Below are 18,730 nucleotides of genomic sequence, written 5' to 3'. Positions count from 1 at the left end.
TCGAATAATCTGTACAATGGGAAAGATGCCTGATGGATCAGACGAAAATGCGTATTTTATCCGCAGCAGCGAAGCTTTTTGATGTTCATGGCTACAAAGGGACCTCCGTAAGACAAATTGCCTCTGTTGCTCAAGTAAATTCCGCGCTGATTTCCTATCACTTTGAAGGGAAGCAGGGAGTCCTGGAGACGTTGATTGCTTCTTACTTTGAGACGTTGTTTCGCCTTTTGGAAGAACTGGAAAACGAGCAGGAAAACATCCCTGCCTATCAACGATTGGAACAAGTTGTGCAGCTGTATTTGCAATTTCAATGTGAGCATGCGCCTATCACGCGTTTAATTCATCGTGAGCTGAGCGTAGAATCCATGCTTGCACGTGAAGTGATGACGCTATATATGAGCCGATGGAAGCACGGGCTTTCGCGTGTGATCGAGGGCGGTGTCATCTCGGGTGAGTTTTTGCCCGTCTCTATTGATCGTACAGTACTGGCTATGACGAGCCAGATGATATATCCATTTTTGCAACCACAAATGGTTCGCCAGGTCTATGATCTGGAGCCATCTTCCGAGGAGTTCGTCCAATGGCTGCAAACCTCGATTATGTGTTATCTGCGAGGTTCTTTGCTGCCCGCTTAGGCGTGGCCTCTCCCAATGAATGATTCTAGTAAGGGGATGTATGACAAGTGAAACGAAAACTATTCATGCTCTGCTTGGCAGGCATGTTGTTATATACGAATCCGGCTTATGCGACGCCGTTTCCAGATAAAAAAGACGAAGTTGTTCAGGACGCTGACAACTATTTGAAAAAAGAAGACAGGACGACCTTTGCAAATTCATTGAACGGCATACCGGGCAGCTACAAAGTCGTGGTCGTGGAAAGCACTGCACCGGAAGCAGAATCTCCGGATATCTACGCGCAAAAACTGTTCGACAATTACAATTTAGCCGACGATGCACTAATGATCGTACTCGACATGAACACCGAGCAGTTGGGGATTTATGCTGGAACTAATTTGCAAGCAAAAGGTGCCACTATGGCATTGCTGCATGACAAGATCGCGTCTTTCTATGAACCATTCCGTACACAAAAGCAGTATTTGACCGGGATTCAGACGTTAATTGCGGAAGTAAACCAAGAGCTTAGCCGCATTGAAAGCAAACAAGCAACAGCAAAACCGGGTGCGACCGACGCTAGTAAAGTGGAAGAGAGCGAAAGCAGTAGCGGACTCGGAGGCATTCCATGGTGGATCTATCTGGTTGGGGCGGTATTTGCTGGACTATCGATCGGCTTGATTTACGCGATGATCAGACGCCGTGCTATTTTTGCTCAAGTAGACGATGTAGAGGATTGGAAGGAAGAGCTCGTTGAGAAGATCAATGTCATCGAGGTGGAAAAACCGCTTCGCCGTTCCAGCGGCATGACAGAAGTACGTTACCACCACTTGGCTGATAAAAAAGAAAATCTGTTGCGTATTCGCATCCCAGATGTGGAAATGATGATTCTCGATGCGGAAGAGGCTTGCGATCGCTTCCGTTTTACGTTGGCGCTTGGCATGCTGAATGAGGCGAGAGAGGCCATTTCAAAAATTGAGGAAGAGCTGAATGAGCTAAAAACAGACACTTCCAAAGTGGCAGTTACCAAGCAAGAAAACAAGGTTGTTGTTCCTGAGATTGGAAAGCAAGTGGAGCAGATGGAACGACGCTTGTCCGATTTGCGTTTGGAGTACGGATTGTCTTTCCATGAGCTGAAAGCATCGCTCGATGAAGTAGACACGATGCGAAAACTCGTGAAAACTGCGCGGGCGGCAGGGGACGACATTGCGGCTTATGAAACCACACAAAAAGCTCAGCAAGTACTGGAGCAGGTGGGACAAGCGATGGAGCTCATTCCGAAGCTTGTGCAACGTGTGAAAAAAGAAATGCCGGAAGAATTCAAGCATCTGGAAGATGGAATTGAGCAGGCCGTTCGTGACGGCTTTGATTTAAAGCAGGATTCCTTGGACAATGCCCTCATGCAGGCGAAGCAATTGGTCATGTCCGCGAAAAGCGCTTTGGAAGAGGGCAGCCTGGAAATGGTGTTGACCCATGTCAAAGCGTTCGAGGTGCTCCTTGATGCGACGTATCAAGCGATAGAAGATGGCGTTCTTGCTCGTGATGAAGTAGCAGCGACTGTATATGCAGAAGCGGAACCGCAAGCAGAAGTGAATCAAGGCAAAGATGAAACAGAATTTGTGCAGGTAGAAAAGAAAGCAGAAGTAGGAGAGGTGGAACAGGATGATTCGCTACAGCAAGTAGCTGCGACATCCGCGCCTGTGGAGCGGGAGATTCGTATACCTGAGCCGACTCTTGCTAGCGAGACCGAGTACTCTACCAGCGAAGCAGAGCCTGAAAAGCCGACTCCTCTCCAGCAGACGAAAGTGGAAGAAGAGAGAACGGTGCGAGGAAAATCCTCAGAGCTGAGTGAAGCTGAACGTTCCGTTTTGTTGCAAGCCATTCCTCAGCTTTTCAATAAAAAAGCACAAAAGCCTGCTCCAGCAGTCAAAGCTGAGGAGCCTGCTTACGAAGAAGAAGAAGAGTATGAACTGGTCATGCCGAAGAATCAGCCTGAACAGGAAGAGATGATTCCGGAAGAAGAAGAGCAAACGTATTTGGTCATCGAAACGGAAGACGATGCGCTGGATGAATTGGAGCGAATTTCGAACACATTAGTCCGCGTCCGTCAGCAAATCAAGCGCAGCTACTTGCCGGGGATTCCGGATCAATTGAAATACATGTTTGAAGAAGTCGTGCAAACGTTGGGCCGCGTGCAAACGATCATGGAGCAATACCGCTATGATCTGGAAGAGGTGGCCATGCTGGTTCAGGACGCGAGTGATTTGGTCGGCGAAACAGAGCGGATGGCAGAACGCATTATCACAACTTGTCAGATGGCAGAGGGTGCCATTCAGTATACAAACCGTTATCGCCGCCAAAATCGCCAGGTTAATGAGTTGTTGACGAAGGCAGAGATATCATTTCGCCAACTGGCTTTCGCAGAAGCCTATCAACTTGCCGAGGAGGCCCGTCTGGTAATCGAAGGCGCACCAGCCGAAGAGGACAACCGTTGGCTTCTCCGCCGTAAGAAAAAGGGATGAGTCCGATGATGGTCTTTCCTCTCTTCTTACTGGCAGCTGGCATTCTCGTCATGGTACAACCGCGGACAAAACGTTGGCAGTCGCGAATGAACGCCTATTTTCAAGGAGACGAAAAGCGCGTCAAGCAGCGCGCCAACACGTTTTTTCTGTTGGGCTTAGCCTTTTTGTTCGCTGGATTTGCGTATTTGTTCCGCCTTGTCGGATAAACCAATAACGAATAGTAAAGCACCTGCTAGGAAAGAAGGACTTGCCTTCTATAGTAGCAGGTGCTTTTTGTTGGGCAAAAAAAAGAAGCATCGCTCACGCAGGCGATGCCCCATCTAGGAAGATAAAGGGAGTAAGGTCTGTTAAACCAGCACATTACAACTAGGGGGGAGTAATGTGCTGATTTCTCTTTTCATGAAAAGAGAACCTGATTCATAGTTTCCCCAATCCCTCTTGATCTAAACGTCATTCTCGTAAAAAAATTCAAATGCTTCCTGCGCACTATGCGTACCCGCGGAATAGCCGGATGAAAAGGCGATGGTGATGTTGTAGCCACCAGTATGGGCGTGGACGTCCATGACCTCGCCAGCAAAATACAACCCATCCATGAGCTTGGATCTCATCGAGCGTGGATCGATCTCTTTCACGCTCACGCCGCCCCCTGTAATGAACGCTTCCTCAAGGGAGAGCGTGCCCGTAATCGTGAGTGGAAAAGCTTTGATCAAGCTCGTGAACTTGCTCCACTCTTGTTTTTTCATATGGCTGTAGGTCGTTTCTTCCGAAATTCCTGCCAACGAAAGCAAGAGTGGGATAATCCGTTCGGGAAGGAAGCCTTTGATTGCATTTTTAACTGCCTTTTTTGGCTGCTCCTCAATCAGCTGCCAGCTTTCCGTCGTGATTTCATCGGTCGTTCTGTCAGGCATGAGATCGATTGTTAGAGATAGAGGAACCGCTCCATATTTTCGTTGCGACACAGAGACATAGTGCCCCATGCGCAGGGAGGCGGGGCCTGATATTCCGAAATGAGTGAAGATCATATCGCCTTCTTGGGTGTTGATCTTTTTCCCATTGGGCGCATACAGGGTCATCGTGATGTCACGCAGCGACAAACCCTGAATTGATTTATCGCGAATGAAAGAGTCATTGGCTGTAAGCGGTACTTCAGTAGGATACAGCTCTGTGATCGTGTGCCCGGCTGCTTTCGCCCATGCATAACCATCGCCTGTAGACCCTGTTTGTGGTACAGAACAGCCTCCGGCAGCAATAATCACACAAGGCGCGGTGATTTTCTCACCGGACTGAAGCATGATACCACCGACTCTCCCTTCCGAATAGAGAACTTCTTTTACAGCGGCATTTAAATGGAGGGTGGTACCTCGGCGCTTTAATAAATCAATCAACGCTTGGGCAACTGTCACTGCTTTATCTGTGACGGGAAACATACGGCCCCGATCCTCTTCTTTTAACGCGACACCCATCTCCTCAAAAAACTGGATAATCTCTCGGTTGCCGAATTGGGTGAGAGCGCTGTACATAAAGCGGCCATTTCCTGGCATTTGTTTGATTAATTCATCTTGTTCCTTGGCATTGGTTACATTACAGCGACCGCCGCCAGATATGATGAGCTTGCGTCCGAGTTTCGAGCCTTTTTCCACGAGACAAACTCTTGCCCCTTGGCCAGAAGCAGCAATAGCAGACATCAGCCCAGAGGGGCCGCCGCCAATGATGATAACGTCATAATTGTATTGTGATCGATTCATTTCATTCTCGTCCTTTGTTGTGTAGGGTTGGGCAACACTCATTTTACCACATACCGCCCACCCATCGCGCAATTCTAGCTAGGATAGAGAGGACGAGGCACCTAAAATATCAGTCAACGGCTGCTTTTCTAAGACGTAGCGAACGGTGGATTGGCCACGGAGGATATTCGTGACGACATATCCTTTGGCAAAATAAGCCGTGAACAATTCGCACGTCATCTCTCTCCACAAGGAAGCGACGCTCATATCTGCTCGTTTTACATCCTGGAAGAAGGCAGGGACAGGGAGCAACACGATAGGCTCTTCGCGTGACAAATCTATTTCTATGGGATGTGGGATACCATCCTTGATTTCTACACGCAACAGGTCTGGCGCCTGTTCAAAAGAGGGAGTTGAGTTCTTCCCTGCCTGACGTGATTCCACACGATCGCTTCCAATAAACCATTCCACGAGGAAACGGTCTGTCGGCAGTCCACGATTGAAGTCGTCATCAAGCTGTCCGTAGCAGTTTGGCAAATAAGTTCGAACGATACCTCCCAGCTTGGCGATGTTCAGAACACCGTTTACAGTCTCAAGCGGATCGTACGTCCATGTGATTTTGGAAAAGCCCGCTGCTACCGCTTCATCTTTTTGCAGCCATTTCATTTGTACACCTAACCCTTGCTTGCGATACTCTGGCAAAAAGCCGAGCATGTGCGAACAAAGATGGGGTTCTCCGTTGGTGAAGCCCGGGAAGCTGTACAAAAAGCCGATCATTTCCTCGCCATCGAATGCCCCTAAAAACAGTCCGCCAAACTTTTGCATGGTGAGTGTCATATGGTGGGGAATAGCACTAGAAGGGTCCCATATTTTCCCCTCCATTGCTTCTAATTGCTCAATCTCACTGAATTCGGCCAACTTTCGTAACGTAATTGCCATCTACTTTTCCTCCTCAAACAATTCGTGTTTTTTTCTTGATTCGGGACAAGCTCTTGCATTCCTGCTTGGGAGTAGTTGCGTCTGAATTCTCTCTCGCTGATAATAGAGAAGGATAATAGGCATGAAACTAGGGTCGAGGAGGATTTTTGGCAATGGAAAATAAATTTCAAGTTGAATTGTGGAACCGTTTGACGCAGGCACCAGGAGCGCCTGGCTTCGAAGGTCCGGTACGCGAGATTATGCGGGAATACATAAGCAGCTATACGAGTGAACTCATGTACGACAATTTGGGCAGTATTTTTGGCGTTATGCGTGGTGACGAGAACGGTCCGAAAATTATGGTAGCGGGTCACATGGACGAAGTGGGCTTCATGGTCTCCCGAATTTCTGATAAAGGATTTATTTCATTTCAGACATTGGGAGGCTGGTGGGGGCAGGTCCTGCTTGCGCAACGTGTACAAATTATTACGGACAATGGACCAGTCGAAGGCGTAATCAGCTCGATCCCGCCGCATGTCTTGAGCGACGATCAGCGCAATCGGCCGATGGATGTACGCAACATGTACATTGATATCGGCGTGGATTCACGTGAGGAAGCAGAACAGGTAGGGATACGGGCTGGCCAGCAAATCGTTCCGGTTTGCCCGTTGCAGGTCATGGCCAATCCGCGCCGCATCATGGCTAAAGCATGGGATAATCGCTATGGTTGCAGTTTGGCAGTGGAGCTCGCAAAAGAGCTGCACGAAAAACCCGATCATCCGAATGTCGTCTACGTCGGGGCCACTGTACAGGAAGAATTGTCCGGACAGCGCGGCGCGAAAACTGCCGCTGCGTCCATCGATCCGGATTTGTTCTTGGCCTTGGATGCGAGTCCAGCCACAGACATACCAGGTGTAAAAGATGACGGCGGCAAGCTCGGCGGTGGACTTTTGATGCGCATCTACGATCCGATGTACGTCATGCCGGTAGGATTGCGTGAGCTTCTTATCTCCACGTGCGAAGAAGAGAACATTCCGTACCAAATTTATGTGGCAAAAGGCGGGACGGATGCAGGTGTCGTTCAGTACCATGGCAAGGGAGTGCCGTCTGCCGTAATTGGAATTCCTTCCCGTTACATTCACAGCCATGCTTCGATCATTGATCGCGAGGATTACGAGGCAGCCAAGCGTCTGCTGTTCAGTGTCATTCGCAAGCTGGACCGTGCGACGTGGGAATCCATTTTGCCTAGATAAAAGGTCTGGAGAATATCCTCGAGGAAAGAGAAAGTGGAGGAGTGCTTTTGAACGGGATCATATTGTATACACGACGTCAGGGCGAAGCTACGTCCTTTGAATTTAATGTGTTTGACAATCAATTCGCTACAGAGAATCTGGCAGTGCGCAAGGTGTTGATGGCAATGCTTGCAGCCGTTCAGAACAACTTGACCGATCTGGAAGTGGAGTACAACGACAGCATACTGGTGGAAAAGGTCGGGGCGAAGCGTGCCGGGGAGCTGCTTCGTTTTCTCGGGGCAACAAAAGAGAACATGCGGGAAAATTTGAGCAATGATGTAGTCGTCAGCCGGACCTTTCAAGCGCCTCTTACACAGGAGCGCTATGAATACTTCTACAACTTGACGGACATCGCACAGCTGTCACACTATCGCTTGAAAGAGGGAAAAGAAGATCGCATCGTGTTTTATTTCACACGCTATCTCCAACTGATTGTGCCTGATGAAAAGTCTCGCCAAGCATTTTTGGACAGATTGGAAGCATTTAGCTTGCCGTACAAGCTCGTACCTATTGCGTAAATGAAATGAAAAAAGTCATTTTGCCCTTGCATGAGGCGCAAAATGACTTTTTTATTGATTGCCTGAGGGTTAGGTGGAAGGACGATTTGGCCCCTCCAGTTTTTTGTCACCATATCCCGGTGCATCGTTTTGAACGCTTTTGGGCTGGCGATTGCGCTCGTCTGGTCGATTTTGCTGTACAGAGGAATCCTTGTTTTGCTTGGTCATATAACTACCCCTTTCTCAGAGTCATGGTTGCCAAGGCGAATTTGTTTTTTGACGAATGAGGGAGGATACATGGTCCTCCAATTGGATGAATAGGGAGGTAAGCGGCACTCGCCTAAGCACTTCCATTTGCTTTTCGGGTTGATGCTGTGTGTGTTCCTCTGCGTTCATGTGGCCCCTTCCTTTCTGCGATTTTTTAAGGGCGAGTCAGGTAGAGCGTTTTTGTGGCGAGGAATTGCATATACGGCAAACAGACCAAGAATGGCCGCCAAAAACAGCGTAATCACTCCATAGCCAATCCACGGATATTTGCTGCCGACTCCCCCTAGCTTTTCAACCATCGCTCCACCCAATCCCGTACCAAGAGCCGTCCCAAGACCAGATACGAAATTGGAAAAGCCAAAGTACGCTCCCAGCCATTCTTCCTTTGCGAAATGAGTGACGAGACTGTCCAGCATCGGCATAAACAGCATCTCACCCAAAATGAAAAGAATCGCTGCCCCGCACAGTGTGAGGAAGTGGTTCGCCCAACCCATGAGTGTAAGCCCTGCACCCAACAAGATCGTTCCCATCGTGACAGACAAGTACGGATTGATGCGCTGTAGAACAAAACGTGAGATAACCCCTTGCAAGATGACGACACTGAGCGAGTTGATCGTCCAAATGAGACCAATCATCGTAGCAGAATGCAGGACATGCTCTCCGCGCAGCGGCAGGATCATGGCGAATTGAGCGTAGACCGCCCAGATTAAGAGCGAGATCACGGAAAAAAGCAGAAAGCTGCGATGGGTCAAGATGTGACGATACTCCTTGATCGGCGTTTGCTTACAATCAGCTCCCACACAGCGATCATCGGGAAGGATGAAGCGGGAAAAGACAGCAAGTGCTCCGTAAACAATGGCAGCTACGAGAAACGGTTGTTTCCCACCCGCAGTCATCCACGTAATGATCAAGCCTGCGACAATGATCCCGCTATGAGCGAGTATCCCTCTCCATGAGAAGGCAGCGGTTCTTTGGCTCTCATCCACTTCATCCGCGATCATGGCTTTAATGGTAGGAGCGAGCAGGCCAAGACCCAAACCGTTGACAGAGGAGAATAACAAGAAGAGACCATAGGAATGGCTGAAGTGATAGCCTGCCATGGCACAACCTTGAAGGAATGCCCCCAAGGCTAGGATGGAGCGTTTGCCCCAGCGATCTGACATCAAGCCGCCTGCCAAGCTTCCGATTTGGTATGTGATGCTTCCCGCTGCCAAAATGATGCCGACTTGGGAGAGAGAAAGAATCCGTACCTTTTGCAAAAAGACTGGAAAGACGGGAATGACCAGATAAGAGGCCATGTGCATGAAAAAGACGACTGTCAGTAACAGCAAGTAAGGCTTGTTGTGTAACAGAGATCCAGTAGAGGCTGTCATGTTCGTCTCCTCTTTGATTCATTCCTCTCTAGTATGCTCATCCTGTTTTTATGAAAAACGTCTAGTCGTTTTTCACAAACCCAAAGTAGGCCAGCACACAAAATCGATATGAAGGCAGGCAAGTGTCCAATCCAACAAGCGTGGAACCACATATACCTATAGGGAAAGGTACCATGGGCGATATGGAATGGTGCGAGGAGCGCGGCAGGATGAAGGGGGGATCTGACGTGAGAGGATTTGGTTTCTTCAACGAGGAAGGTTTCGAAGTGATCATCTGGATCATCGTGATCGTTTTTCTCCTCGTTATATTTTTTGACGAAGGGATAGATTAAGATGAGTGGATATCGGCCGGTTAGACAATTGAATCACTATTACAAATCAAACGACGCTTTCAAGAAATGGATAAAGGCCAATGAGCAATGGTTCAAGCAAAATCCAGAGGTTTTTAACCAGATGCTGCGCAATCCGAAAATGGTCAACTTGTTTACAGATCTCATGATCATGAACTCGCCGCGTATTGAAAAGAAACTGAAGAAATGGAGAAGGAACCGACGCTGACCGATCCGGCATGCTGCCAAATAGAGCATGCCGCTTTTTATTTGGAACGCTGACGGGTCCTGTTATAAAACCGGGATGACGAGCGTAGGGATAAGCATAGGCTGCTTGTTCGAAGAAAGGATGAAGCACAACATGGCACAAGTCATTTTGACGTTTTTCGTGGCTTATGGCATTGTGGTTGGCGGTGCTCTTTCAGGTGGGGTGGGCGCATTTCTCACCGAAAAGCCTCCGCTGTTATCCATGGCCCAATTGGCTGACCAGCTCAAAATATGGGGATTGGTTGGGGCATTGGGTGGAACGTTTGATTCGTTTTTGCAAATCGAAAAAATACTGATGGGAAATTTGACACCTGTCTTTAAACAGCTTGTGATGATCGTCGTCGCATTCTTGGGTGCCCATATCGGAACGATCTGTGTGCATTGGCTGGTACAGGTGCGCTCATGAAGGTGATTCTTTGGAAACGTTACCTCGCTCTTTTGCTCATGGGGTGCGTGTTGGGTGGTACCGTTATTTTATTTACATACGGACGCGAAATGGAACAGATGATGCTGATCAAAAAAAGCTTGGAGCTGCAAAACAAAAAACTGTACGAGGAAAATCTGGAGCTGAAGCAAAATCAGCGGGTCTATCGCAAAAAGCAAGAGACCGTCATCGAAGACGTACGCGCGTCTGTACTCACTGCGGATCAGAAGCAGCCACTTCATGCCACCATTGTGGTACAAGTAGTCGATCGTGTGGAGAAGGATCTCGCTTCGTTAAAAGGGAAGAAGGTTGAGCAGGTTGCGGAGGTCCATCAGGTCTTGCATGAAATGCTGCGACGCCGCGAATACATTTTGTCTGATCGAACGACAGTGGAGGTACGAATCAAAACGGTCGTAATCAGTAGAACGCTGCATGTGTTCGTGACAGCGGACGTTATACCCGATGATGTTTGGCAAAAGATTGCGCGAAACTTTCTATTTCTTCCGCCGTATATTTCAATATAGAATATCTGATAGCCAGATCATGTAGGTCTGGGTCGGTATAAAGGAGAGGCGAACACATGTCCATGTTCAAAAAATTGTTGGCTAGTGTAGGTATTGGGTCTGCGCAAGTAGATGCACGTCTTGAGCAGGATTCACTCATTCCCGGAGATATGGTCAGAGGTGAGGTCCATATCAAGGGAGGAGATGTCGCCCAGGAAATCGACGAAATCTACATGTATGTCGTCACACACTATGAAAGAGAAGTCAACGACTCTAAGACGAAGGAAGAATGCACACTTGTAAAATATCGTCTGTCTGAGCGGGTACAATTGAAACCGAAAGAAGAAACCGTTCTGCCATTCGCTTTTCAATTGCCGTATGAGACGCCATTGACGATGGGGCGTCAACCCGTTTACCTACGGACAGGTCTCGATATTAAAAATGCGATTGACCCGGGGGATTCCGATTTCATTGAGGTTCGCCCACATCCGTTAATGTCCAAAGTGTTGGATGCTGTTCAACAGATCGGATTCCAGCTGTATAAGGTAGACTGCGAATACAATCGCCACCTTGGTCGAAATCATCCGTTTGTACAGGAATTTGAATTCCGTCCAACAGGGCCATACCGTAGCCAATTGGAGGAGCTCGAAGTAGTCTTCTACCTTCGCGATGGCGAATTAGAAGTTTTATTGGAACTGGATAAACGCGCGCGAGGCTTTATGGGAGCTTTTGAAGAAGCGTTTAATCTCGATGAACGCTATATCCGTTTCCGCTTAACGAATGCAGATGTGAACAAACATACGCATGTCATTGCAGAAGCAATTGAAGCGCTCATTAAGCAGCAGCTTCGCTAGAGAATGATACAAAAAAGGCCTGACGGAGTGAAAGTGACCACTCTGTCAGCCTTTTTTCTTTATGGAGGTCTTAATCATCGCCAACGCCTACGATTGTCAACAGAACGAACAAGACAAGAATTAGCGCAATACCATTAAAGCCGCCGTTAAACAAGCTCATCGATTTTCCTCCCACCCGCAAGATGTAGTCAATTCCCTATAGAATAGTCATTGATCTATGAATCGGTGTCGGGGCTTCTACCTAAATTCCTGTACACAACTCTCTTTTTAATTTTTCGATTTGCATGTATAGGGCTGGATTTTTCTGACAATACTGTGAGCATGAAGAATCCAGAGGAGGATATTATTATGAATTTGTTAGAAAAAACGAGAAAAATTAATGTGATGCTTCAAAAAACAATGGGTGGCAGCGGAGTAGGCTTCCAAGATCTCGCAAGGCTTTTATCTGAAGTAATTTCTGCAAATGTTTACATCATTACCGCAGATGGCTCGATCCTGGGAAGTGGAATGAATCAGGAAATTTCCCTGCATGAAGAAGGACGTTCATCCACGCAACTACAGGAAGGTGTACATCAAAAGCTGTTGGAAGCTACACAAACCTTGGCGAACGAGCCGATTACCAGTCCATACAGCCTGGTTCCAAAAGAGATGAATTCGATCTTCCCGCAAATGATGACGACGATTGTTCCAATCAATGCAGGGGGAAGCCGTCTTGGCACACTAGTCCTGCTGCGTGCTTACGGTCAGTTTGAAACAGAGGATCTGATTTTGGGCGAGATCGGTGCTACCGTGATTGGTATGAAAATCGTTCGTCAGCGCACAGAACAAATTGAAAATGAAGTGCGTGACAAAACATTTGCCAAAATCGCACTCTCTTCGTTGTCCTACAGTGAACAGATCGCGATTGAAAAAATTATGGAGCAATTGGATGCACGCGAAGGCTTGCTGGTAGCTAGTCAACTGGCAGATCAAGCAGGTCTGACACGTTCTGTCATCGTGAACGCTCTTCGCAAGCTGGCAAGTGCGGGTGTGCTGGAGTCCCGTTCGTTAGGGATGAAGGGTACATATATCAAAGTGCTGAATGACAAGTTCCCATCTGAATTGGCGAAATGGAAAACCTCATAAATGGCACGAACTACACAGAAGCTCTCCCTGTAAAGGGAGGGCTTTTATTTATGAATCAACAAGTATAGCAGAATCGATAAAACGTTCATAATTTAGCGATTGAATAAATGATTTTCCTCCATTTATAATGTCCACAAAGGTTTAAACTTCAAAAAATTCAAAAACTTAAAGTTCATACTTCAAAATCGAATGGAGGGTCTAAGAATGAAGGTGATTATTGGTGGGATTGCGCATGAAACGAATACGTTTTCCAATGTGCCCACGACGCTCGAGATGTTTCAAAGCTATGAGTGGGATTATCATGAAACGATTGTGAATCGCAATCGGGGCGTTCGCAACTTTCCTGGTGGGATGGTGGATCGCGCCGAAGAGCTGGGCATCGAGCTACTGCCGACCTTTCTCACCTTTACATATCCTGCGGGGACGATTTTGCGAGAAGCGTATGACCGGATTAAAAAGGAGCTTCTTGACACGATTGCTGCCACAGAAGGTGCAGATGCCATTTGTCTAGGGCTTCACGGAGCGGGGGTCGTAGAAGGAATGGATGACCTGGAAGGCGACATTCTGGCGTCAGTGCGTCAGTTGGTCGGTTATGACATTCCCTTAATTGTTACGCTCGACCTCCACGCAAACATGACACAAAAAATGGTAGATGAAGCCGATGCGCTCCTGGGTGTCCACCTCTACCCGCATGTGGATTGCTATGAACGCGGAATTGAAGCGATCGATCTGGCGCACAAGATGGTTACGGAAGGGATTAAGCCGACCATGCATTTGACCCGATTGCCACTATTGATTCCGACATCAGCTACTCATCATTCCCCTGCACGCGAAATAAACGAAGCCTGCTGGGCGTGGGAAAAGGAAGAAGGCGTCATCGACTGTGCATTCTTCCACGGATTTCCGTATACGGACATTCCTGAGCTGGGCGTCTCTGTTTTGAGCGTTACGAATAACGATCAGGAGCTCGCCAAAAAAGTGAGCGAGGATGTAGCCAGTCTGATTTGGGAAAAGCGGGATGAATTCGAGCTGAACATGCCTGCTCCTGCCGAGGGTATTGCAATGGCACTGGAAACGGAAGGGATGCCGATTGTAATCAATGAGACCTCAGATAATCCAGGCGGAGGCACACCCGGAGACGGAACGCATTTACTGCGGGCAATGCTGGAAGCCCAGCTGACAAATGCATGCTTTGGTTTTATTTACGATCCCGAAGTGGTCCAGATTGCCCATCAGGCTGGAGTAGGCGCTACCATACAACTATCACTGGGTGGAAAGACAGACTACTTGCATGGAGAACCACTTGAAGTAACAGCCTATGTCAAAGCTTTGACAGATGGAAAATTCATTGCGACGACACCGATGGGGCAAGGGGGTCATGAAAATTTTGGCAAATCCGTTCGCTTGCAAATCGACGGAGTTGACGTCTTGGTTTGCTCCGTGAAATCGCAAGTGCTGGATGAGCAAATTTTTCTGTTGCACGGAATTGACGTGACAAAATACAAGATCGTGGCCTTGAAATCAAGTACACATTTCCGGGCATCATTCGAACCGATCAGCGCACGCGTCATTACCGTCGATTCGCCGGGATTGACGACGCTCAACTTCCGCTTCTTCAAATACGAGCGCGCCATTCGTCCGATTTATCCGTTAGACCCAGCCACCGAGTGGAACCTACATCAATTGACAAGGAAGTAGATGATCATGGAATCCGTACAGGAGCGCATCCGCAAGCATTATCCGGAATTGACCAACCAACAAAAACTCGCAGCCAAATACATTCTCGCCGAGCCGAAGACCGTTGCACTGCAACCAGCCAAAGTTGTCGGGGCTTTGAGCGGCACAAGCGAAACCACGATCATCCGACTATCTTACGCTCTCGCCTACTCCGGGTACAGCGAATTGCAAAACGAGATTCGCAGCTCCTTATTGGAAAAAGTACCAAAAGCTGATGCCATCCGCAGTTTTCGTACAGCAGCTGTGGAGATGAAGGGGAAACAAGACCTGATTTCTTATAACATGGAGCAGGATGTAGCGTATATTCGGCAAACGTTAGGGGAGCTGCAAAAGGACCATCTTTTGCAAGCGGTTTCAAGTATAATGGCAGCCAAACACATTCTCGTCGTAGGGTTTCGCAGCTCCTATGCTCCGGCCCATTGGCTCGCCTTTACACTGAATGTCGTCAGAGGAAACGCGCATCTGTACAATGGGCCAGTTGATGACGTCAATTATCTGTTGACCCAGATCAATCAGGAGTGGCTCGTGATCGCTCTCTCCTTTCCCCGCTATACGAGTGAAACCATCCTGTTTGCAAAAGCAGCCAAAGAGAGAGGCGCCAACATCATCGGGATTACAGACGATGAGCTATCTCCGATTGGGCCGGTAGCCGACCAAATTTTGAAAGTCACCGCACCTGCTCCTACTGCCTTAAAAGGAATGACGGCGATCTTTTCCATGCTGAATATTTTGATCAGTGGTGTGGTTCAGGCTGATGGCGAACAGGTACAACAAAGACTGAAAGAATATGAAGAGACAAGTCGACAAATATACCCGTTTGTGGAAGGGACCGAAGTGTAACGGCAATTGATAAGGGGGACGGGACATGAAGATTCACAGATGGAAGCAAGGGGCCTTGAGTGTATTTGTGGCAACGGCGTTGATTGCAGGCTGCTCCTCACAGCCGACCAATCAAGCGGGGAATGACACGTCGGCCAAAGGTAACACATTAGTCATCGCTTCCTTGACGGACCCAGACTCGCTTGATATGCACAGAACGAGCTGGATGAGTATGGAAAACAGTTTAATATACGAGCCTCTATTGACCCGCGATGCAACAGGCAAACTCCATCCGGGTTTGGCAGAGAAGTACGAAATCTCGCAGGATGGCAAGGTGTGGACATTTATCCTCCGCAAAGATGTCCGCTATCACTCTGGCGATCCAATGACGGCAGCATCCGTAAAAGATTCGTTTGACCGTTTGCTAGCCATTTCGCCTGTGAAGGGGCTTGCAGGTCCGATTGAAAAAGTGGAAGCAACAGACGAGCATACGCTCAAGGTGCATTTTAGCCAACCGTTTGCCCCGTTTGTTAACGTCATTGTCGGTGGATTAGTCTCGCCTCTTGACGCCAAAAAGGCAAAAGAATTAGGGGATGGCTTCGCAGATAACCCATCTGCAACGGGGCCGATCATCTTTGACAAACGCGAGCGGGGTGCTTCGCTCACCTACAAGAAAAATCCCGATTATAACTGGGGACCGGAGTACGCTGCCAACAAAGGTCCTCTGCAATTCGACAGCATGATGTTCCGGTTTATGAAAGACGACGATACGCGCCTGATGGAATTCAAAAAGGGTACGGTCCATGTGTTGTATGATGCGCCGCCGAACTCGGTTGCGGAGCTTGAGACACTGCCCGGAGTCAATATTGAGAAAGTGATGGACGTTGGAAACAAATACATCGCATTGAACAATAAGCACCCGCTGTTTTCAGATGTCCGTCTGCGCAAAGCAGTAGCCCTCTCCGTAGATCGAGATCCAGTAGTTCAGGTAGCGTTGAACGGCTTCGCCAAGCCGGTCTATGGTCCATTGGCACCCACGATTTATGGCTACAGTGAAGCGATTGAAAGCAAGGCGAAGCAGTTGTATTCGAGAGATTTAGGCAAAGCCAAGCAGTTGCTAGCGGAAGCAGGCTGGACGGACAGTAATGGGGATGGAATCGTAGATAAGGACGGAAAACCGTTGTCTGTAGAAATGCTCGTCTCTCAAGAGCCAGCGTTTCAGCGAGCGGTGCAGATTTTGCAGAGCCAGCTGAAAGAAGCAGGTATTGATATGAAAATTAGCGTGCAAGAAATGACAACCATCAAAGAGCGCATTTCGAAAAAGTCGTATGACATGGCTTTGATGTACTACGGCTGGTTTGATGCTGATATCTTATACCTCATCTTTGAAAAGAGCAATTCAACAAGCCGTACTCATTACAACAACCCTGAGTTGGATGTTTTACTGAACAAAGGACGTTTGGAAATGAATGAGCAGGCGCGTCTCAAGATTTACGAAGATGCACAGGAGATTTTGGTGAATGACATGCCGTGGGTTCCGTTATGGGTGAGCGAGACGGTGATAGCGACACGTGGTGTCAAAGGCTTTACGGTCAATCCGTACACGCAAGGCATTACGTTGCATGATGTCACGCTTGAAAAATAGACAGCGGAGGTGAAGGCATGCGCCGATATGTAATAAAAAGATTACTCTCCCTGGTGGGTACACTGCTTGGCGTATCCGTCCTGATCTTCTTGATGGTACACCTCATTCCGGGCGATCCCGCAGCACAAATACTCGGACAGTTTGCAACACCAGAGGCCATCAGTCAAATGAGAGCGAAGCTTGGTCTTGATCAACCACTGTGGCAGCAATACATGCGGTTTGTCGGAAACCTGTTCGCTGGCGATCTGGGAACATCGTTATTCACTGGCGAAAAGGTATGGGATCAGATTATGAACCGTTTCCCGATCACCATGCAGCTTGCCATCCTTAGTGTGATCATTGCCGCAATATTTGGTATTTTGTTAGGCACGATTGCTGCCGTCAAGCAAAACACCATCATCGATCGGCTTGTGGTGCTTACCTCATTACTCGGTATTTCGGCACCCGGCTTCTGGATTGCCTTGTTTCTCATCTGGATTTTTGCTTACAAGCTAGCCTTGTTTCCGATTTCCGGATATGAGGGGATTCACTCCCTGTTATTGCCGGCGATCACCTTGGGAATGGCGGAAGCGGGGATGATCGCCCGTATGACCCGCTCCAGCATGCTGGAAGTCATCAAGCAGGATTACATGCGGACAGCCGAGGCCAAGGGGGCGGCGCTTTTCCGAATCATTTTGAGCCACGGTCTGCCGAATGCCATTATTCCTGTTGTCACGATGTTAGGCTTGCAGTTCGGTGCGCTCATGGCTGGAGCAGTGGTGGTGGAAACCGTGTTTTCTCTGCAAGGGATCGGAAGCCTGGCGATTGAGGCGATCAGTAAACGGGATATGCCGACTATACAGGGCATGGTGTTCTTCATGGCGTTGATTTTTGCCTTAACCAATTTGATCGTGGATCTCATCTACAGCCGGATTGATCCGCGAATCCATTTCGACTAAGGAAGGAGCGGATGAATGGTGAACAGTAATCGTCCGGAGTCGTATTGGGGAGGGATGGGCAAACGGCTGAGACGCAATAAAACAGCAATGGCGGGTGTGGTCATCCTGATCGTCTTTACACTGGGATCGCTTCTTGCTCCAGTCGTTGCCCCTCATCCTGTCGAACAAATGAACTTTAACAGCCGATTAAGCGCTCCGAGTCTGACACATCTTCTTGGAACGGATGATTTCGGCAGAGATATTTTTTCCCGTTTGTTGCACGGGGGGCGAATTTCTTTGCTGATGGGTTTGATAACGGTTGTACTTTCTACCTTGGTAGGTGTAACGCTCGGTATTATCGCTGGCTATTATCGTCGTGTGGATCTGTTTATCATGCAGGGCATGGATATCCTCATGTCACTTCCTGCACTGCTTCTGGCGATCGCTGTCATTGCGGTCTTGGGTCCTGGGTTAACGAATGCCATGATCGCGGTAGTCATTGCCGTTATTCCGTCCTATGTGCGGGTCGTTCGCTCTGCGGTCTTATCCATAAGGGAAAAAGAGTACATTGAGGCTGTTCGCGCTCTGGGGATTAGGGATTGGCAGATTTTGCTGAAGCATATTTTACCCAATATTCTCTCCCCGATCATCGTGCTTTCCACCATTCAATTCGGTGTGAGTATTTTGGCGGCAGCTGCCTTGAGCTTTCTCGGACTGGGTGCGCAACCGCCGATGCCAGAGTGGGGAGCCATGGTTTTTGTCGGCAAGGCATTCTTGAGTCAGGCCTGGTGGATGTCCATTTTTCCTGGATTGGCCATCATGCTGGTTGTCCTTGGCTTCAATCTGTTAGGTGACGGATTACGGGATGCATTTGACCCGAAAACGAGGTAATGGATGAAGGGGGCA

21 protein-coding genes are annotated in these 18,730 nt (G+C 48.4%); 16 read left to right on the top strand and 5 right to left on the bottom strand.

What is annotated here, in order from left to right:
• Positions 1 to 32 precede the first annotated feature (32 nt).
• From refZ to PMI05_RS10360, 3 genes are read left to right on the top strand one after another with little or no spacing between them, the layout of a single operon-like run.
• Positions 33 to 635: a forespore capture DNA-binding protein RefZ gene (gene refZ / locus PMI05_RS10370; protein ID WP_007720919.1), complete on the top strand. Its 603-nt coding sequence runs from the start codon at positions 33 to 35 to the stop codon at positions 633 to 635.
• A 47-nt stretch (positions 636 to 682) separates the two neighbouring features.
• Positions 683 to 3,133, top strand: a complete 2,451-nt coding sequence (locus PMI05_RS10365; RefSeq protein ID WP_007720917.1) for a septation ring formation regulator EzrA — start codon at positions 683 to 685, stop codon at positions 3,131 to 3,133.
• Positions 3,130 to 3,339 (top strand): hypothetical protein, encoded by a 210-nt coding sequence (locus PMI05_RS10360; RefSeq protein WP_007720915.1) that lies wholly within the window; start codon positions 3,130 to 3,132, stop codon positions 3,337 to 3,339. Before PMI05_RS10365 ends, PMI05_RS10360 begins: the two co-directional genes overlap by 4 nt.
• Positions 3,340 to 3,576: 237 nt before the next feature.
• Here PMI05_RS10360 and PMI05_RS10355 read toward each other — a convergent pair whose 3' ends face one another.
• Positions 3,577 to 4,878 (bottom strand): NAD(P)/FAD-dependent oxidoreductase, encoded by a 1,302-nt coding sequence (locus PMI05_RS10355; protein WP_039960572.1) that lies wholly within the window; start codon positions 4,876 to 4,878, stop codon positions 3,577 to 3,579.
• 78 nt (positions 4,879 to 4,956) lie between these two features.
• A complete protein-coding gene (locus tag PMI05_RS10350; protein WP_007720909.1) occupies positions 4,957 to 5,796 on the bottom strand; it encodes a GNAT family N-acetyltransferase in 840 nt (279 codons plus the stop codon).
• A 152-nt stretch (positions 5,797 to 5,948) separates the two neighbouring features.
• On the opposite strand from PMI05_RS10350, the gene PMI05_RS10345 reads away from it, so the two are divergent.
• Together PMI05_RS10345 and PMI05_RS10340 are read left to right on the top strand one after the other, a co-directional pair.
• Complete coding sequence (locus PMI05_RS10345) at positions 5,949 to 7,028, top strand: M42 family metallopeptidase (protein ID WP_007720907.1); 1,080 nt, start codon at positions 5,949 to 5,951, stop codon at positions 7,026 to 7,028.
• A 41-nt stretch (positions 7,029 to 7,069) separates the two neighbouring features.
• The gene (locus tag PMI05_RS10340; RefSeq protein ID WP_081496810.1) at positions 7,070 to 7,585 is read left to right on the top strand and encodes a hypothetical protein; all 516 of its coding nucleotides are present in this window, start codon (positions 7,070 to 7,072) and stop codon (positions 7,583 to 7,585) included.
• A 69-nt stretch (positions 7,586 to 7,654) separates the two neighbouring features.
• Here PMI05_RS10340 and PMI05_RS31045 read toward each other — a convergent pair whose 3' ends face one another.
• Both PMI05_RS31045 and PMI05_RS10335 read right to left on the bottom strand, forming a co-directional pair.
• Entirely contained in the window at positions 7,655 to 7,792 is a 138-nt protein-coding gene (locus tag PMI05_RS31045) for a hypothetical protein (RefSeq protein WP_173618473.1), read from the bottom strand.
• 164 nt (positions 7,793 to 7,956) lie between these two features.
• Positions 7,957 to 9,204 carry an MFS transporter gene (locus PMI05_RS10335; protein WP_007720900.1) on the bottom strand — a complete coding sequence of 416 codons (1,248 nt, stop codon included), beginning with the start codon at positions 9,202 to 9,204 and terminating at the stop codon, positions 7,957 to 7,959.
• Positions 9,205 to 9,377: 173 nt separating this feature from the next.
• On the opposite strand from PMI05_RS10335, the gene PMI05_RS10330 reads away from it, so the two are divergent.
• The 5 genes from PMI05_RS10330 (at position 9,378) to PMI05_RS10310 (ending at position 11,581) form a co-directional block, all read left to right on the top strand.
• Complete coding sequence (locus PMI05_RS10330) at positions 9,378 to 9,536, top strand: hypothetical protein (protein WP_238543277.1); 159 nt, start codon at positions 9,378 to 9,380, stop codon at positions 9,534 to 9,536.
• A 1-nt stretch (position 9,537) separates the two neighbouring features.
• The gene (locus PMI05_RS10325) at positions 9,538 to 9,762 is read left to right on the top strand and encodes a hypothetical protein (RefSeq protein ID WP_007720895.1); all 225 of its coding nucleotides are present in this window, start codon (positions 9,538 to 9,540) and stop codon (positions 9,760 to 9,762) included.
• A gap of 132 nt (positions 9,763 to 9,894) precedes the next feature.
• On the top strand, positions 9,895 to 10,206 hold the full coding sequence (locus PMI05_RS10320) for a YtrH family sporulation protein (protein WP_007720892.1): 312 nt from the start codon (positions 9,895 to 9,897) through the stop codon (positions 10,204 to 10,206).
• Entirely contained in the window at positions 10,203 to 10,748 is a 546-nt protein-coding gene (locus PMI05_RS10315) for a hypothetical protein (RefSeq protein ID WP_007720889.1), read from the top strand. The genes PMI05_RS10320 and PMI05_RS10315 overlap by 4 nt, the downstream gene beginning before the upstream one ends.
• Before the next feature lie 56 nt (positions 10,749 to 10,804).
• Positions 10,805 to 11,581, top strand: coding sequence for a sporulation protein (locus PMI05_RS10310; protein ID WP_007720888.1), 777 nt, complete (start codon positions 10,805 to 10,807; stop codon positions 11,579 to 11,581).
• 70 nt (positions 11,582 to 11,651) lie between these two features.
• Here the strand turns inward: PMI05_RS10310 and yjcZ are convergent, their stop codons facing one another.
• Positions 11,652 to 11,741: a sporulation protein YjcZ gene (yjcZ, locus tag PMI05_RS29960; RefSeq protein WP_007720887.1), complete on the bottom strand. Its 90-nt coding sequence runs from the start codon at positions 11,739 to 11,741 to the stop codon at positions 11,652 to 11,654.
• Between the two features lie 188 nt (positions 11,742 to 11,929).
• On the opposite strand from yjcZ, the gene codY reads away from it, so the two are divergent.
• From codY to PMI05_RS10275, 6 genes are all read left to right on the top strand, one after another.
• On the top strand, positions 11,930 to 12,706 hold the full coding sequence (gene codY / locus PMI05_RS10300; RefSeq protein ID WP_007720886.1) for a GTP-sensing pleiotropic transcriptional regulator CodY: 777 nt from the start codon (positions 11,930 to 11,932) through the stop codon (positions 12,704 to 12,706).
• A 204-nt stretch (positions 12,707 to 12,910) separates the two neighbouring features.
• Positions 12,911 to 14,404, top strand: coding sequence for a M81 family metallopeptidase (locus PMI05_RS10295; RefSeq protein WP_007720885.1), 1,494 nt, complete (start codon positions 12,911 to 12,913; stop codon positions 14,402 to 14,404).
• Positions 14,405 to 15,283: a MurR/RpiR family transcriptional regulator gene (locus tag PMI05_RS10290; protein WP_052006424.1), complete on the top strand. Its 879-nt coding sequence runs from the start codon at positions 14,405 to 14,407 to the stop codon at positions 15,281 to 15,283. It begins immediately after the preceding gene.
• Between the two features lie 25 nt (positions 15,284 to 15,308).
• Entirely contained in the window at positions 15,309 to 16,907 is a 1,599-nt protein-coding gene (locus tag PMI05_RS10285) for an ABC transporter substrate-binding protein (protein ID WP_007720883.1), read from the top strand.
• Positions 16,908 to 16,924: 17 nt separating this feature from the next.
• Positions 16,925 to 17,845, top strand: coding sequence for an ABC transporter permease (locus PMI05_RS10280; RefSeq protein WP_007720882.1), 921 nt, complete (start codon positions 16,925 to 16,927; stop codon positions 17,843 to 17,845).
• Positions 17,846 to 17,860: 15 nt separating this feature from the next.
• On the top strand, positions 17,861 to 18,715 hold the full coding sequence (locus PMI05_RS10275) for an ABC transporter permease (protein ID WP_007720881.1): 855 nt from the start codon (positions 17,861 to 17,863) through the stop codon (positions 18,713 to 18,715).
• The last annotated feature ends 15 nt before the right edge of the window (positions 18,716 to 18,730 follow it).

This window comes from Brevibacillus sp. BC25, assembly GCF_000282075.1.
Taxonomy (GTDB): Bacteria; Bacillota; Bacilli; order Brevibacillales; family Brevibacillaceae; genus Brevibacillus.
Note: the sequence above shows the minus strand (reverse complement) of the source record. Positions and strands in the feature narration are given on the sequence as shown.